This window comes from Melioribacter sp. (assembly GCF_049325435.1).
Classification (GTDB): domain Bacteria; phylum Bacteroidota; class Ignavibacteria; order Ignavibacteriales; family Melioribacteraceae; genus Melioribacter; species Melioribacter roseus.
On sequence record NZ_JBMOLD010000002.1, the window covers coordinates 330,335 to 346,018 of the forward strand.

The 15,684-nt window shown below is 42.5% G+C and carries 13 protein-coding genes; 6 read left to right on the plus strand and 7 right to left on the minus strand.

The annotated features are described in order from the left end of the window. Window positions 1-57: 57 nt before the first annotated feature. From ACOYVE_RS03020 to ACOYVE_RS03040, 5 genes are all read right to left on the minus strand, one after another. Window positions 58-1,494, minus strand: a complete 1,437-nt coding sequence (locus ACOYVE_RS03020) for a glycine--tRNA ligase (protein ID WP_041355803.1) — start codon at window positions 1,492-1,494, stop codon at window positions 58-60. 60 nt (window positions 1,495-1,554) lie between these two features. Continuing rightward, the gene (locus ACOYVE_RS03025) at window positions 1,555-3,375 is read right to left on the minus strand and encodes a TonB-dependent receptor plug domain-containing protein (RefSeq protein ID WP_014855341.1); all 1,821 of its coding nucleotides are present in this window, start codon (window positions 3,373-3,375) and stop codon (window positions 1,555-1,557) included. 147 nt (window positions 3,376-3,522) lie between these two features. Beyond that, the gene (gene rseP, locus ACOYVE_RS03030; protein WP_014855340.1) at window positions 3,523-4,875 is read right to left on the minus strand and encodes an RIP metalloprotease RseP; all 1,353 of its coding nucleotides are present in this window, start codon (window positions 4,873-4,875) and stop codon (window positions 3,523-3,525) included. A 13-nt stretch (window positions 4,876-4,888) separates the two neighbouring features. After that, complete coding sequence (locus ACOYVE_RS03035; RefSeq protein ID WP_014855339.1) at window positions 4,889-6,034, minus strand: 1-deoxy-D-xylulose-5-phosphate reductoisomerase; 1,146 nt, start codon at window positions 6,032-6,034, stop codon at window positions 4,889-4,891. Window positions 6,035-6,043: 9 nt separating this feature from the next. Further along, window positions 6,044-6,514, minus strand: a complete 471-nt coding sequence (locus tag ACOYVE_RS03040) for a hypothetical protein (protein ID WP_014855338.1) — start codon at window positions 6,512-6,514, stop codon at window positions 6,044-6,046. A 118-nt stretch (window positions 6,515-6,632) separates the two neighbouring features. On the opposite strand from ACOYVE_RS03040, the gene ACOYVE_RS03045 reads away from it, so the two are divergent. After that, a complete protein-coding gene (locus ACOYVE_RS03045; RefSeq protein WP_014855337.1) occupies window positions 6,633-7,307 on the plus strand; it encodes a FlgD immunoglobulin-like domain containing protein in 675 nt (224 codons plus the stop codon). Window positions 7,308-7,323: 16 nt separating this feature from the next. After that, a complete protein-coding gene (locus ACOYVE_RS03050) occupies window positions 7,324-8,430 on the plus strand; it encodes a hypothetical protein (RefSeq protein WP_014855336.1) in 1,107 nt (368 codons plus the stop codon). Here ACOYVE_RS03050 and ACOYVE_RS03055 read toward each other — a convergent pair. Next, window positions 8,427-9,137, minus strand: a complete 711-nt coding sequence (locus tag ACOYVE_RS03055; RefSeq protein WP_014855335.1) for a DUF6901 family protein — start codon at window positions 9,135-9,137, stop codon at window positions 8,427-8,429. The two genes, ACOYVE_RS03050 and ACOYVE_RS03055, sit on opposite strands and share 4 nt — an antisense overlap. Continuing rightward, window positions 9,130-10,086 carry an NAD(P)H-dependent flavin oxidoreductase gene (locus tag ACOYVE_RS03060; RefSeq protein WP_014855334.1) on the minus strand — a complete coding sequence of 319 codons (957 nt, stop codon included), beginning with the start codon at window positions 10,084-10,086 and terminating at the stop codon, window positions 9,130-9,132. Before ACOYVE_RS03060 ends, ACOYVE_RS03055 begins: the two co-directional genes overlap by 8 nt. Window positions 10,087-10,191: 105 nt before the next feature. On the opposite strand from ACOYVE_RS03060, the gene ACOYVE_RS03065 reads away from it, so the two are divergent. The 4 genes from ACOYVE_RS03065 to ACOYVE_RS03080 form a co-directional block, all read left to right on the plus strand. After that, a complete protein-coding gene (locus tag ACOYVE_RS03065; RefSeq protein ID WP_014855333.1) occupies window positions 10,192-11,418 on the plus strand; it encodes a M28 family peptidase in 1,227 nt (408 codons plus the stop codon). A 60-nt stretch (window positions 11,419-11,478) separates the two neighbouring features. After that, window positions 11,479-14,835, plus strand: coding sequence for a PAS domain S-box protein (locus ACOYVE_RS03070; protein WP_014855332.1), 3,357 nt, complete (start codon window positions 11,479-11,481; stop codon window positions 14,833-14,835). Window positions 14,836-14,969: 134 nt separating this feature from the next. Then, complete coding sequence (locus ACOYVE_RS03075) at window positions 14,970-15,182, plus strand: hypothetical protein (RefSeq protein WP_014855331.1); 213 nt, start codon at window positions 14,970-14,972, stop codon at window positions 15,180-15,182. 181 nt (window positions 15,183-15,363) lie between these two features. Then, on the plus strand, window positions 15,364-15,684 hold a 321-nt coding region (locus ACOYVE_RS03080; protein WP_422880735.1), incomplete at its 3' end, for an IS110 family transposase.

A 15,684-nucleotide genomic window follows, 5' to 3' on the forward strand; every position in this document is an offset into this window, starting at 1 on the left:
AATAAGGTTTGGAATGCTATAGGAATAAAAAAAGCGGCTCGTTCGGAGCCGCCTTTATTATATTAACTTTTCCTGCAGGTAAGCGACGAGTTTGTCGATAGAGACTCTTTCCTGTTCCATCGAGTCGCGCTCTCTGACGGTAACTGTGTTGTCTTCGAGCGTTTGAGTGTCGACTGTAATGCAGTAAGGAGTGCCGGCTTCGTCCATTCTTCTGTATCTTCTGCCGATGGCTCCTTTGTCGTCGTAAAAGATTTTGAAATACGGGCGCAGGTCGGATTCTATTTTACGCGCTATTTCGGGCATGCCGTCTTTATTGACCAGCGGCAAAACAGCGGCTTTGATCGGCGCGAGTTTGGGGTGAAAACGGAGCACGCTTCTGGTTTCGCCTTTTACTTCTTCTTCGTAATAAGCGTCTATCAAAAATGCCATAAACGATCTGCTGGCGCCCGCCGAGGTTTCTATAATATAAGGAATGTACTTTTCTTTCGAAACGTCGTCGTAGTATTGTTGCGATTTCCCGGAATACTGCTGATGACGGCTCAAGTCGTAATCGGTTCTGTTGTGAATTCCTTCGATTTCTCCCCAGCCGAAGGGGAATTCATACTCGATGTCCGTGGCTTCTTTGGCATAGTGCGCAAGCTTGTCGGCAGGATGGTCGTGGAATCGGAGTTTGGAGGGCGTCATGCCGAGCGACTTGAACCATTGAATCCGAATATCTTTCCAGTAATCGTAGAATTCTTTGTCGGTTCCGGGTTTAACAAAGTATTGCATTTCCATCTGTTCGAATTCACGAGTTCTGAAAAGAAAATTCTTGGTGTTTATTTCGTTCCGGAATGCTTTGCCAATTTGTGCAATTCCGAAAGGTAATTTCTGTCTGCTTGAATTAGCCACGTTCAAAAAGTTAACATAAATACCCTGGGCGGTCTCAGGACGGAGATAAATTACGTTGTTCGAATCTTCTACAGGACCCAAAAAAGTTTTGAACATCAAATTGAATTTCCGAGGCTGTGTGAAAGCGCCTTTGTTGCCGCATTGAGGACAGTTAATTATGTCCAAAAGCTTTTGGGCTGTTTCCGGCTTTTCGAGCAGAGCGGTAAATTTATCGTCTAAAGTTTCGCCTTCGACGGAATCAAATTCTTTGAGAGCTTTTTCTTTATTTTTGTCGGAAATCATTTCGGTAAGGGTATCGAGGCGGAACCGGGCTTTGCATTGTTTGCAATCGATCATCGGGTCGGTAAAATTCTCGACGTGTCCGCTGGCTTCCCATACGCGCGGATGCATAAGAATAGCGGCGTCCAATCCTTCGACGTCGTCTCGGTAGGTCATAGCCTTCCACCATTCTTCTTTGATGTTTCTGAGAAGTTCAACGCCTAAGGGACCGTAATCCCAGCAGCCGTTCAATCCGCCGTAAATTTCACTTGATTGAAATACAAATCCGCGTCGCTTTGCAAGCGATACGATCTTTTCGACTGTTTCATTGCGACTCTTTTCGATGACACACCTCGCTTTTTTTTAGCTGCAAATATAAGAAAAGAAGCTCAAAAATATTTATTGTCATTTGAAATCTTCGTAATTAATTCTGAGTCCAGCGGTAATCCGTCTGCCCGGCAACAATATCCCGGGTATTTCTTCATATTTAACGTCGAACAGATTCGATATTCGAACGTAAACCTGGTAAAACGAACCGCCGTAGTTAAGCTGAGTGTCCGTCAAAAAATTAGAACCGTAATTCAAACGGTCTTCGTACTTCAAAATCAAGGTTTGATTTATATTCAACGGGAGCCGGTAGGAAACGGAACATATTAATTGATGTTTCAAATTGTCGATCAGGTATTTCGATTCGAAACCTTCCGCTTTGCGGTCGTAGGATAAATATGTATAACCGAGGTTTACGTTTTTAATAAAGAAACCGGATATGTAAAAAGAAGGATTAATACCGAAAGCTACTTCCAGACCTGTTGTATTTAACTCGGTGACGTTTTCGACGCGCCACGGTTCCGATTCGGATTTTCTTACCCAGTCGATTAAATTATAACCGGATTTAAGGAATACATTCAAGTCGTACGTGTAATTGATAGCGCGCCGGCTTAAGCCGAATTCGTAGTTGTTCACTTCCTCATAGGTTAATTCCGGATTGCCTTTGTTTGCCGGGCTGTCGTAGTACAATTCCGTAAATGTGGGAATTCTGAAGGATTTGCCGAGCGTTGTGTATATTTTTGTCGCGCCGTCGATGTTGTATGCAAAATCGAATCCGGGCCAAATTTTCCATCCGGCTTTTGCATATTTATACACATAAAATCCGAACGAGGAATTTATTTTATCGATGGGTGAAAACATCTGTTCGATATAAAATCCTTTTTTCTCTCTCGTGTGATTGCCCAAATTATTGCTTTCTATCTCGTCTCCGCTATACTCTCCGCCGAAGGAGAGTTTCCCGAAATCCGAAACGAGAGTCGACTGCAGTTCTATTCCGTAAGACGTCGATTTGTGAATATTGTGATACCATTCGGGACGCGTGTAGTCGAGTATATAATCGTCTTTGTTTTTGCGCAGGTACGCTTTGGGCGATAAATAAAGTATGTCCGATATATTTATTTCCGAAGAGACATAAAATAAATTCGTTGTGGTCTCCTCGCGCTGATTCGGGAAGCGGTCGCTGTAAAAATTATAAGCTCCGAATTTTTTGTTCGTATATCCGTAATACCAATTAATCGCTTGGGCGGCTACGCCGGCATTTTGACTTATCGAAAAATCGGTGATATCATAATCCGTATTGGCAATATAACCGTCGGATTTTTTTCTGCCGAAAGCGACGGCGCTGTTAATCAATGAAGCGGGAATAGAAGCGTTCAATGAATATGCGTACGAATCGAAGCTGCCGCCTTCGGCGGTCGCTTCGGCGGCCATATCGTTTCTCTTCTTTGTAATTATGTTTATTACCCCGCTGAAAGCATTGGCGCCGAAAATTCTGGAACCGTGACCTTTCAGAATCTCAATGCGTTCGATATTGGAAACCGATACGGGCAGATTCAGGTTGTGATGTCCCGTTTGAGGGTCGCTCACTTTTATTCCGTCGATGAGTATTAACGTCTGCTCGAAAGTGCCGCCTCTTATGCCGGCGTCGCTCTGGACTCCGTTAATTCCTCTTGTGCGTATATCGACGGAAGCGACCGAGCCAATTAAATCTTCCAGGCTCGCGGCAGGAAGGTTTTTAATTTCTTCGGATGTGATTACTACAATGCTTCGGGCAATCTCTTTGAAAGTTATTGGCGCTCTGCCCGCAGTAACGTATATTTCATCAAGTTTATATTCTTTTTCCTGCGCAGTAAGCGCAATTGCAAAAATCAAGAGCGCGAAAATAATATAATGCTTCATCGGCGTTGCTCCGCTTGTTTAGTTTTATTAGGTATGTGAAACAAAAAGAGGTGGAGTTTATTACGGAAACAATACATACTCATATTTCTGTTTGCATTGTTTCCGTTAATTAAAAAGAACTATTTGAATACCAAACTCAAAGAACGATTATAAACTTATCAGATCGCTGTAGATAATAAATGCCATCAACATTAAAAGAATAATGAAACCGGCATTTTGGATTGCGATTTTGACTTTGACCGGAAGCTCTCTCCTTAAAATGCCTTCGACGAGAATGATGAGCAAATGACCTCCGTCGAGCGCGGGAAAGGGAAGTATATTAATGATTGCAAGACTGAGGCTCAACATCGCCAAAAAGAGAAGGAACGACATTATACCGCTGTCGGCTGATTTAGCCGCAAACTGAGCTATCTTAACGGGTCCTCCGAATGCCTGATTGAAAGCTATGTTTCCCGTAATCACTTTTTTCAACAGCGAAAAAGTAAGCATAGTATAGTTGCCGATATTCGATATGCTGTGCGTAAGCGATTCCAAGGCGCCGTACTTAATTACGTCGAAATCGCCCGAGTAAATATCGGTTATTACAATTCCGATTTTCCCGTCCTCTGCCGGCGTTACTTTTGTCAAAAGCGTATCCTGGTTTCTCAAAATTTTAATTTCGAGCGGAGCGCCCGGATTCGACGAAATCAATTCGACCGCCCTCTCTCTGTCGGTCAATTCGATATTGTTGATTGCCAGGAAAATATCGCCCGGTTGAATTCCGGCTTCTTCAGCCGGCGAATCTTTTACCACGTCCTGAATATACGGCTTCGTGGGATACGGATAGATAAAAAATCCTTCCTGTGAATTTTCCGCAATTACGTTATGCGGAATGGTCAACGATATTTCCCGGTTGTCCCTTAGGACGGTAACGTTGATATTCTTTTGGCTCTGAATCAGCATGCGCGAAATAACGTCTTCCCAGTTTTTAACCGGCGCGTCGTTGATTTTCAATATTTTATCGTATGACCGGAATCCTGCTTCCTCGGCTACGCTCCCCGGAACTACTTTGTCGACGGTAGTTGATTTTATAACCTGTTTACCCTGGAAATAATTAATGCCCCAGAATATCATCAGCGTCAACGCCAGATTCATTATCACTCCGGCGCTAATGACAAACAATTTTTGTAAAGTCGATTTGGAACGAAACTCGTAGGGTTGAGGTTCGCTTTCTGTAAATTTCGTATCGAAACTCTCGTCGATCATTCCGGCTATTTTAACGTAACCGCCCAAAGGAAAAAGGCAAAGTCGGTAATCGGTATGTCCGTTTCCGTCCCAATCTTCGGGCAAATCGCCGAGTGTAAATCCCGTTATCTTATTCCAGCCGAAAAGGCGTTTGCCAAATCCGATTGCAAAAATATCCACTCTCATTTTAGAAAGTTTAGCCGCCGCAAAATGACCGAATTCATGCACGAAAACAAGTATTCCGATTGTTATTGCAAAGTATATAATGTAGTCCATAATTATCTTTTTTCTATTTGTACCTGTTGTTTATGTAATTGCGAGTTTTTTTGTCATACGATTCTATAATCTCCAGCGACAACTCCGCGTCTTCGTAAAGATTATCGAGAGCGTCTTCGATTATTACTGGAATTTGCGAAAACTTGATCTCGCCCGATAAAAATTTGTCGACCGCCAGCTCATTTGCCGCATTTAGAATGCAGGGGGCAATGCCTCCCTTGTCGATTGCGTCGTATGCCAATTTCAAACATACAAATTTATCAAAATCCGGCTCAAAAAACGTCAGTTGCGCTATTTTTTTGAAATCCGTCTTTACGCCGCCGTAATTGAGTCTGTTGGGATAAGTAAGCGCATAGAGTATCGGCAGTTTCATGTCCGGTGCGCTCAATTGAGCTTTGATCGAGCCGTCCCTGAAAGCGACCATCGAATGAATGACGGATTGCGGATGAATCAAAACTTCAATTTGTTCTTTTTTTAATCCGAAGAGCCAATAAGCTTCAATTACTTCCAATCCTTTGTTCATCATGGTAGCGGAATCAATCGTAATTTTATTGCCCATATTCCAGTTCGGATGATTGAGAGCCTCTTCTATCGTCACGCTCTCAAAATCCGTTTTGTCTCTGTTCAAAAAAGGACCTCCGGAAGCCGTAAGTATTATTTTCTCAATTTCTTTTTTCGATTCGCCCTGCAGGCACTGGAAAATAGCGCTATGTTCGGAATCGACGGGAATGATTTCCGAATTGAATTTCTTTGCAAGCTCGATGATTAGCTCGCCGGCAACAACCAGAGTTTCTTTGTTGGCGAGGGCGATTCTTTTTCCGAGTTTTATCGATTCGATCGTGGGTTTCAACCCGGCAAAGCCGACGATTGCCGACAACAAAATGTCGTAATTGTTTCGTTTGGCAATTTCGAGCAAACCTTCTTCGCCGTAAAGAATTTCACACCGTTCCCCGATTCGGTCTCCCAGAATTTTTGCGTTTTGTCTGTCGCTTACAACTACAGTCGGCGGTTTGAATTCTTCGATCTGTTCCTGCAATAAATCGATATTGCTGTGAGCCGTTAATCCTGCAATTTCAAATTCGCCATTAAACTCCTTTACAAGCTTCAGAGTGTTTTTTCCTATGGAACCGGTCGAACCTAATATTAATAATCTTTTCATTATTTCCGATTATCCGAAAAATCGATGCGTTATTGCAAAAAGGAAGTTAATTCCCACCAGAATATTTATGATTGTATTGAACTTGTAGATTTTTTTCAGATTGGCCTCCGGATCGCCGTTGTTATCGTTTATACTCTTTCGGAGATCTTTTGACGCCGGTATAATAAAGACGAAAATTATGAGAAGAATAACCAGCGTCAAAATTTGTTTGGATACGAGCCAGTGATTCGATGTAAATTCAAAAAAGCCGTAACCGGGATTTAAAATAACCATTATAATGCCTGTAAGCAAAATACCGACGGCTCCCGCCATTCCGAGTTTGTTTGTCAATACAAGATAAAGTCCGATAAGTTTTTCTTTCGACTTATTGTCGTTGTTGGCGGCAATATACGATTTGAATGGTCTGTCTATTATCGCGCTGAAAAGCCAGCCGCCAGCAAAAATTATATGTAATGTTAGCAAAGTGGGATAAAATTCCATCTTATTCCTTTCGGATTAATTGTCGATCTCTAATATATAAAAAGAATTTCAACTTTTCCCGCAGATGGTGAACTTGAATGAGCAACCGTCTGTTTTGAAATTATCAAAGGGAGGCTTTATGTCTAAATTACTTAGAGTATTAATAATCCTGTCGTTTTTTGTATCCACAACAATATTAATATCAAGAGGGTTCCGCTCCTCGAAAATACCGAACGGAAGCAAATTCGATTGCGCTAATTGTCATGTCAATCCGAACGGAGGAGGAGCCAGAAACGCATTCGGACAAGCTGTAGAATCCCGAGTTTCGCCCGGCGGGTTTGAGGACTTTTGGGATGAAAACCTGGCAAGTCTCGATTCCGACGGAGACGGATTTACTAACGGTCAGGAGTTACAGGATCCTTCCGGCTCGTGGCGTACCGGTCAGTCGAATCCGGGAGATATAAGTCTTGTTACAAATCCGGGAGACCCGAACAGCAAACCCGACCCGACTTCCGTAGAAGAAACGATTCTTCCGGCAAAATATGAACTTCACAATAATTACCCGAATCCGTTTAATCCTTCGACAAGAATTTCTTTTACCATCCCCCGCAACGAGTTCGTCTTACTGAAGATTTATAATATTAAAGGGCAGGCAATAAAAACGCTTGTAAACGGTAATTATCCGGCAGGTTCATATCAGTTCGAATGGAACGGCAAGGACGACAACAATGTCGACGTAGCCGCGGGCGTTTATATTTATTCGATTTCAGCCGGGCATTTTAATAAGTCGGCTCGTATGATATTACTCAAATAATTTTTTGCGAGGAAGTATGAAACGTATTATTCTGTCGCTGGCGTTCGGTTTCTTTTTTATAGCCGAGATAACCGCGCTGCCCCGATTCGCATTGCGTCAGGGCGACCGTTGTATCGATTGCCACGTCAATCCGACGGGCGGGATTGTAAGAAACGAAAACGGATTTTATTTCGGGAAGAACGTCATGAGTTTGATTTCTCCGCGCGAAAAAGATTTCGCCCTTTCGCCTGCGATAACCGAAAATCTAAGTATCGGTTTCGATTACAGAACTCAGTTCCTTTATTCACAGGAAAAAGACCGTTCGGATTTTCAGGATATGAGCGGCAGCATTTATCTGAACGCTTCGGTCTCCGAAAAAATCGACGTTGTAACCAGGTATGATTTTGTCCAGTCGATTTGGGAAGGATATGCGGTTGCGCGCATTTTCCCCAATAACAGTTACATAAAAGCGGGCTCTTTCGTACCGTATTACGGAATTCGAATTGACGACCATACGGCATACACAAAAGGCGGCGATTTCGGTCTGCTCTTTTCGCTCGGAAGAATTCAGGGGTTGTTGTATAACCCGTTTTATATCGAAACGGGCGTTGAATTGGGAGCGTATTTTACCGATAATGTTTTGATGACTGCAAGCGTCGGGAAACCGAAATCAGGAGCGCTGTTTTCGGGCGATCCCGCTTTTACAATGCGACTCGAAGCCGGTAAAGAAATTGGCGGAGTCAATCTGCTGCTCGGAGCTTCCTATGCCGCATTCGAAAGAAAAATATTGTCCTCGTCCCTTCGATCCAGAATGTACGGGGGATTTGCGGGGCTTGGCTTAAAATACTTTTCGTTGATTGGAGAATACGACATTGCTAAAGATTACGCAGCAGAAGAAACCGGCAGCCGAGCCGCAATGGTTGAAGCTTCATATAAAATATATGTCGGCGTCGACGCCGTCGTAAGATACGACTATTTTGATTATGACGATTCAACGCCCGATAACGAATTCGAACATATTATTTTGGGATTTGAATTCTTTCCGTACAGTTTTGTCGAAGTGAGACCTCAGTACAGAATTAATCTCGAATCGGCGGGAAATAAAAATAACGCTTTTGTGCTGCAGTTTCACTTCTGGTATTAATCGAACCAGACGCCGAATATTTTTTCGTATCGGGAAAAATCGTTGTCTTCGAGATTAAAGCTGATAAACTGCGCAAAATTGTCGAGCGCTATGAGCGCATTGCTGCTGGCGTCCTGATTTTCGAGTTGCGCGATCTTATGCGAAATTACTCGATTTATTTCGAGAATTTCGGCGTACAATTCATGCAGACGTTTCATTTCCCAGTCGGGAGTCAATCCTTTTAACTGCCTCAGATATTGCGCAAACAGATACATAGAATAAACTCGGAACTCGGTTTCTTCAATTGATGAAAAAGGCAAATGATATTTCACCAACGGTTTTAATTTGCCCAACACAGGGCATCCGCTGACGGGCATTATTATGCCGATTAAACTGCCTACGGCATTTTGAATGGTGGTTTCTTTATAATAACGACGACCGTTTATATCGGCTGTTATCGAAACTTTTTCGTAAGAAACTCTGTCGCTGAAAAATTTAATTATCGAATCGAGATGAAATGCAATCGGGCAATAACTTTTATTGTTAGTTTTGCATTTTTCGGAATTGCACGGGAAGTCGGAATTATCTGCCCAATCCGGAATTTCATCCGGCTCTCTGTTTATGATATCGAGAGTTTCTGAGTCGAGGCGAATGATAAAATCTTTTTCGAATCCGTCTTCGAATTTGAAAGTATAGACGTAGTCCAATGTTTTCCGTTCGCTATTCATTGAATATTTCCTTCAGATTTTTTATTGCGTCGGCAGTTTCTTTCAAAAGATTTTCAATAACTGTTCTTGCCGGAAGAATTTCTTTAATTGAATTGAGCGATTGACCGGCTTCGATCAATCCGTTTTCGACGTCGCCATCAAATATTCCGAGCCGTTCTCTTTTGCGACCCAGCTTATCCAAAAGTTCTTTTTTGCCGGCGCCCGAATCTTCGAGTTCTTTTATTTCCATTGCGAAACTGTTTTTTATAACGCGAACCGGGGCGATTTTTCTCAGAATAAGCAGGGAATCCTCGTTGACGGATTCAACCAATTTCATTTTGTAATTGATATGCGCCGAGGATTCTTCGGTGGCGGCAAAGCGCGTTCCAATTTGAACGCCGTCGGCGCCGAGGGCAAAAGCCGCGGCTATCGACCTGCCGTCTGATATTCCTCCGGCCGCTATTACGGGTATGCCGAGAAAATCTTTTAACTGAGGGATTAGGCTTAAAGTGGTTATTTCGTCTTTCCCGTTGTGACCGCCGGCTTCGATCCCTTCTCCCACAACGGCGTCGCATCCTGCGGATTCGGCTTTTTGAGCGTATTTCAGGGACGGAACCACGTGGACGACTACAATATCGTTTCTTTTTAATTTATCGATAAATTTTCCCGGATGACCGGCGGAGGTAAACACAATCTTTACTTCTTTCCCGATAACCGTATCAATTAAATCTCCGGCGTCTTCTCGCAACAGCGGTATATTTACTCCAAACGGCATGGAGGTTGCATTCCGGCACTTGTCGATATGTTCGCTCAAAAGTTCCGGTTTCATCGAGCCGGCGCCGATCAGTCCGAGACCGCCCGCTTCCGAGACCGCCGACGCCAGTTTCCACCCGCTAACCCATACCATTCCCGCCTGGACTATCGGATATCTGACGCCGAACAATTTTGTTATGTCGTTTTGAATTATCATCCGTACTTCCTGAGTTTAAAATCATAAAGACTTATTTAATAATCAATATAGCGCAAATAATTCAAAGATTATTTGTAAATTATAAATCGATTTTAGTTAAATCTTATGCCGAATAAATATATTAGAACATTTCTCGTTGTCGTATTTTGCGCGGTCTATACGAACGCTCAGACGGATTATCTGATATTCGACGCAATCCAAAAGGTAAGTGTCGATAGTCTGAAAGCAAATCTGAGGGTCCTTACCGGCGTCGATTCGTTTTATCATAACGGCAATTACAAAAGGATTTCATCCCGTCACAAGGAAAGTCAAGGGAATGTTTATGCAAGAGAATATTTGACGTCAAAACTGAGTTCTTATGGTTTGAACGTAAGCGTCGAAAAGTTCGAAGAAGACGGCGAAAATATTATTGCAATTCAAAAAGGGAAATCCGGTTCGAACCGTTATGTAATTATATGCGCTCATTACGACAGTATGCCTCCGGAAGGAGAGGCTCCCGGGGCGGACGACAACGGTTCCGGAACCGCCGCCGTAATCGAAGCCGCTCGTATTATATCCGGTTACGATATAAAATATTCGATCGTCTATGCTCTCTGGGACAATGAAGAACAGGGATTGCACGGCAGCGACTTTTATGCCGCCAATGCGGCGCTCAGAGGCGACTCGATTATTGCGGTTATCAATCTCGATATGATCGGCTGGGACGGAAACGATGATTTCAAAGCCGACCTCCATTCCGACGGAAGACCGCTGACGTCCTTGCTAGTAAATGAAATTATTTCCATAAACGCCGACTATCTTATCGATCTTGACATCGAGTTGATTTATCCCGGCACAACGCGCAGCGACCATTATTCTTTCTGGCTCAGAAACTATCCTGCAGTATTGCTGATCGAAGATTTTTATTCGCCCAAAGGCACGCCGAACGATTTTAATCCTTTTTACCATTCGCCTCTGGATCAGATGTGGAGAATCAATTACGATTTCTACAAAAAAATGACACAGCTTGCTTTGGCGTCTCTCTCTTCAAAAGCGGAAATTATGTCGAAAGCCGGTCAAATACCGCTGGCAAATCTTCTTTATCAGAACTATCCGAATCCTTTTAATGACGCTACTGTCATAAGTTACTATCTCGCAAAAGAAGGGAATGTGAAATTGAAAATTTTTGACCTGACGGGAAGAGAAGTCGAAATACTTGTCGATAAGCGTCAGAAAGAAGGTTTCTATCAACTCAATTACGTTCCCGGAGGCAAACTCGCAAGCGGCGTCTATTATTACGCATTAATTACCGACGGCGGAAACGACATACGTAAAATGCTTGTTCTCAAATAGAATCTCCATGATTATCTCGGCTTAAATTTATAAATTGAAGTAAGTAAATGAGCGACGTATATGACCGACTACAGCGCAGATAAATATACTTCCGGCGGAAAGATGCTCAAGCTGAGGGCGATGTTCGAAGCCGCTCCGGTTGGCATACTGATTTTTTCGAACGAATTCAAAGTCCGTTTTGTAAATCAAACTTTTTTCGGCTTCAAAGGCATAGCGCCTCTCGAATCGACGGATATTACAGGCGAAAACATTGAAAAGATAGGACTCTTCGAAGATAAAGAAATCTTCTCCCTTCTTAAGGAAAATCAACCCTTTGAAAAGGAGCTCTACTCTTCGGTTACCGCATCCGGCGACCGAATGGCGGTTCTTATAAAATACGTGCCCGTTAATACCGAACGCCAATTCGAAGGAGGAATAGTTGTTCTCGAGGACATTAAATACAGATTTTCCGGAGAGGGAAACGAAAGCCTCAATTACAAAAAGGTTTTCGAATCGATTTGCGATTGTTATCTGATTTGCGACAGGGAAGGCAACATAAATTATTCGTCGAAAGAATGCTGGCGATATAATTTCCTGTTCGATTCGGCAACGCTAAAAGAAGAAAAACCCGGACGTTTGTCCGGCATCTTGTTTAAAAAGCTTTTCGAACAGCTCGAAAAATCGAACGCCACGCTCTGGACTGAAATACCGTATGTAAAAGACGATAAACAACAAATTGCGGTCATTGCGCTTATCCCGTTGAACGGGAATGTTTTGCTGCTCGTCAGAAATAAAGAGATCGACAAGAAAGAAAAAGAATTACTCCAGGAAGAAATAAAGGAACTCAGAAAATACGAGTATATTATTTCCAACATGATCGATGCCGTTTTTTTGGCCGACGATTTTAATCGTATCGTTTACTGGAGCGAATCGGCGGCGCGGTTATTCGGTTTAAAAAGGAGCGAAGTACACGGTAAAGAGGTTTCCGGATTGTTCTCCAAAATCGACAGGAACTATCTTCATTCGATTTCCCAAAAACTGATCGAAAACAAGTACGTCGAAGATTTCATAAAACTGGGAGACGATGAAGAAAACGCAGAGTATTTTACATTGCGAATCGGTAAATTGAAAGAAGGTGTCAAAGAATATTTTGTGTTTATCTGCGCCGATTCCACATTCAGAATCCGTAAAGAACTGGAACTGAAAAAATCCGAAGAGCGGTTCAGAAAAATCGTTACGCATACTCAGGAATTTATCTGCATTCTCGATTTGAACGGAAAGATTCAATACGCCAATCCAGCAATGTTGCAATCGTTCGGTTATACCGACCAGGAAATTAGTTCGCTCTATTTCGTCGATTTGGTCGAACCGTATTATCTGATGACAAACGGCTTCAGTTTGAGCGATCTCGAAGAAAGAAAAACCGAAACGATTGAACTGCCTCTTATTACAAAGCACGACCAGAAAATATACGTCCATGCGAGTTTTTCGACAGTTTACGACGACAGGGGAATGCCTCTTTATTACAACGTTTTTCTTACGGACATTTCGATGCTGAAGGAAGCCGAAAAAGATTTGATGCTCATCAGGTCGATTTTCGAAGCGTCGCACGACGGCATCGCTCTTATTAACAGAAGGAAATTGTTCCTCGTCAACGAAGCTTTCGTAAAAATGTTCGGCTACAAAAGCGCGAGCGAAATTATCGGGAAAGACCCGCTCGATTTTGTGGACGTTGACGATATTATAAAAGTCGGAAGGAATATTCAGAGTCTCGAAGAAGGCAGGGAATCGCCGTCTCGCTTCGAATTCAAAGGCATTAAAGCCGACGAAATTCCGATCGAACTCGAAAGCTCGGTATCGTCATACGAAGCCGAGGGCGAAAAGTTTATTGTATGGTCATTGCGCGATATCACTCCTCAAAAGAAAGCGCTAGAAGCTTTGCGGCTTTCCGAAGAAAGATACAGGAGTATAACGGAAAATATCGACGAGAGTTTCTGGACTGCGGAAAAAATTAGAGGAAAATTGGTCCAGGTGTTTTATACGCCGGCAATCGAAAAGATAACGGGTTATAAACCCGAAAAATTTCTGGAAGACCGGTTCCTCTGGAAGAAAATTATTCATCCCGACGACCTCGCTAATGTTATCGAAAATCTGAAACGGCTCTATAGATTTTCAGATAAAAACTACGAAAAACTAGAATACCGAATAATCGACAGCCTCGGCAACATTATCTGGATAGAGAATAAAATATCGGTACGACGAGACGATAGCGGAAGAATTGTTAAGATTTTCGGTATAGTCAACGACATAACAATGTCGAAACGGGCGCAGGACGAATTGAAAAGATCGGCGGCTGAACTGAAAGAATTGAACGAAACCAAAGACCGCTTTATTTCGATTATCTCTCACGACCTGCGTACGCCCTTCAGTTCCATACTGGGCTTCACCGATTTTCTTTTGAACGAAAAAGATTTGACCGAAGAGAAAAGGACCCAATATATCCGTTTTATTGAAGAATCCGCCAGGAATATGCTTGAGTTGGTCAATTCGCTGCTCGACTGGACGCGTCTACAAACCGGTAGAATAAAATTCGAACCGAACAGAATCAATGTAAAACAAGCGGTCGATAAATCTATTCAAATTTTGTCAGGCGCCGCTCTCAGAAAAGGAATCGATTTGAAATCGGAATTGAGCGATAATTTATTTATTCATGCCGACGAAAATTTGTTGCTTCAGGCAATAAACAATCTCGTTTCGAACGCTATTAAATTTACTCCTACCGGCGGCGCTATTACAATCAGCGCTGCGCCGGACGTTAAAAACAAGAGCGTTGTCTTCTCGGTTAAGGATACGGGTACCGGAATTAAAGAGGAAGATATTCCGAAACTATTTAAAGTCGACACAAAATTTACAACGCCCGGCACGGCGGGCGAAAAAGGAAGCGGATTGGGCTTGTCTCTTGTAAGAGAAATTATACTTAAACACGGCGGCGATATCCACGTTAAAAGCCAGTACGGCAAAGGCTCGGAATTTATTTTTACTGTGCCCGTCTCTTCTACAACCATCCTGCTGGTCGACGATATCAAAACCGACAGGATACTCTATTCCAAGCTGATAAGAAATTTAATCGAGGGTTATACCATAACAGAAGCAGAAAACGGAAAGGAAGCCATTGAAATTGTAAAAAGCGCGTCTCCAGCGCTGATAATAAGCGATCACAATATGCCGGTTATGAACGGCTATGATTTCGTTAAACAATTGACGCTCTCGGATCTAAAATTCAAACCGCCGGTTATTATTCTAAGCAGCGATATCAATCCTTCGGTCGAAGAACAGTATAAAGAACTGGGCGTCGAATTTGTATTCCGCAAACCCGTCAACCTTGCTACATTCAAAAACGCAATCGAAAAATCTCTCAGAAAAGCGTTTTTCGGTTGATTAAATATTTTCAAAACGCTATTTTAATTCTAAATTATTTGAGGGAATCAGAATCGAATTTTATACCGCCTTTAATCAAACCGCGGAGGAAAATGCCGGCATAGCTACTTCATCCACAACAAAGGAGATAAGCTATGAAATACTTAATCGCAATTGCTCTATTTTTCTTTGCCGTAAACAGCCGCGCGCAGTTAATCAATTCGATTGAATTCAAAGGCGGGCTTCAAGATACAAAAGGCGCCGAAGCTAAAGGATATAATCTTACGCTTCAAGTCAAACACAACCTTAGTCATAATTTGGATGTCTACGCCTTGTATGTTAAAAGTATAAAAAGTTCTTTGAAATAATGAATAAGTTTATTTCCTTGACGGAAGAGAAGGTTTGCGCCTTGGGCTTTGAGCCCGTCGCTAAGTTTTTTCCTTCCGTTCAGGTAAAAGTCGAGGAATAACTTGGCTCAAATGAAGCCGTATTTTACAAGACTGATGTTACCTGAAATTTCTGTAACACAATTAAATTCAAGGGTCTTTTATGCAACAAAACTTTTATCTCGGTATTGATGTCAGCAAAGGATATGCTGATTTTATTATCCTTGACGAAAATAAAAAAGTTGTTGAAGATAATTTTCAGCTTGATGATACCTTTGACGGACACAATAAGTTATACAAAATTCTATCTGGCTTTTTGGCCAAGTATCCCGCCTCAAATATCCTTGCAGCAGTTGAATCAACCGGAGGATATGAAAATAACTGGCTTAAGTTTCTTAGCGCTTGCCAGAGTAAACTTCAGTTATCTGTAGCACGAATAAATCCTTTTGGTGTGAGCTACAACAGCAAAGCGACACTAAACAGG

What these genes read in the sequence shown, in the direction of transcription:
- ACOYVE_RS03025 (WP_014855341.1), bottom strand. Translation starts at nt 3,375, where the DNA reads ATGAAGCATTATATTATTTTCGCGCTCTTGATTTTTGCAATTGCGCTT.
- rseP (WP_014855340.1), bottom strand. Translation starts at nt 4,875, where the DNA reads ATGGACTACATTATATACTTTGCAATAACAATCGGAATACTTGTTTTC.
- ACOYVE_RS03035 (WP_014855339.1), bottom strand. Translation starts at nt 6,034, where the DNA reads ATGAAAAGATTATTAATATTAGGTTCGACCGGTTCCATAGGAAAAAAC.
- ACOYVE_RS03040 (WP_014855338.1), bottom strand. Translation starts at nt 6,514, where the DNA reads ATGGAATTTTATCCCACTTTGCTAACATTACATATAATTTTTGCTGGC.
- ACOYVE_RS03045 (WP_014855337.1), top strand. Translation starts at nt 6,633, where the DNA reads ATGTCTAAATTACTTAGAGTATTAATAATCCTGTCGTTTTTTGTATCC.
- ACOYVE_RS03050 (WP_014855336.1), top strand. Translation starts at nt 7,324, where the DNA reads ATGAAACGTATTATTCTGTCGCTGGCGTTCGGTTTCTTTTTTATAGCC.
- ACOYVE_RS03055 (WP_014855335.1), bottom strand. Translation starts at nt 9,137, where the DNA reads ATGAATAGCGAACGGAAAACATTGGACTACGTCTATACTTTCAAATTC.
- ACOYVE_RS03060 (WP_014855334.1), bottom strand. Translation starts at nt 10,086, where the DNA reads ATGATAATTCAAAACGACATAACAAAATTGTTCGGCGTCAGATATCCG.
- ACOYVE_RS03065 (WP_014855333.1), top strand. Translation starts at nt 10,192, where the DNA reads ATGCCGAATAAATATATTAGAACATTTCTCGTTGTCGTATTTTGCGCG.
- ACOYVE_RS03070 (WP_014855332.1), top strand. Translation starts at nt 11,479, where the DNA reads ATGACCGACTACAGCGCAGATAAATATACTTCCGGCGGAAAGATGCTC.
- ACOYVE_RS03075 (WP_014855331.1), top strand. Translation starts at nt 14,970, where the DNA reads ATGAAATACTTAATCGCAATTGCTCTATTTTTCTTTGCCGTAAACAGC.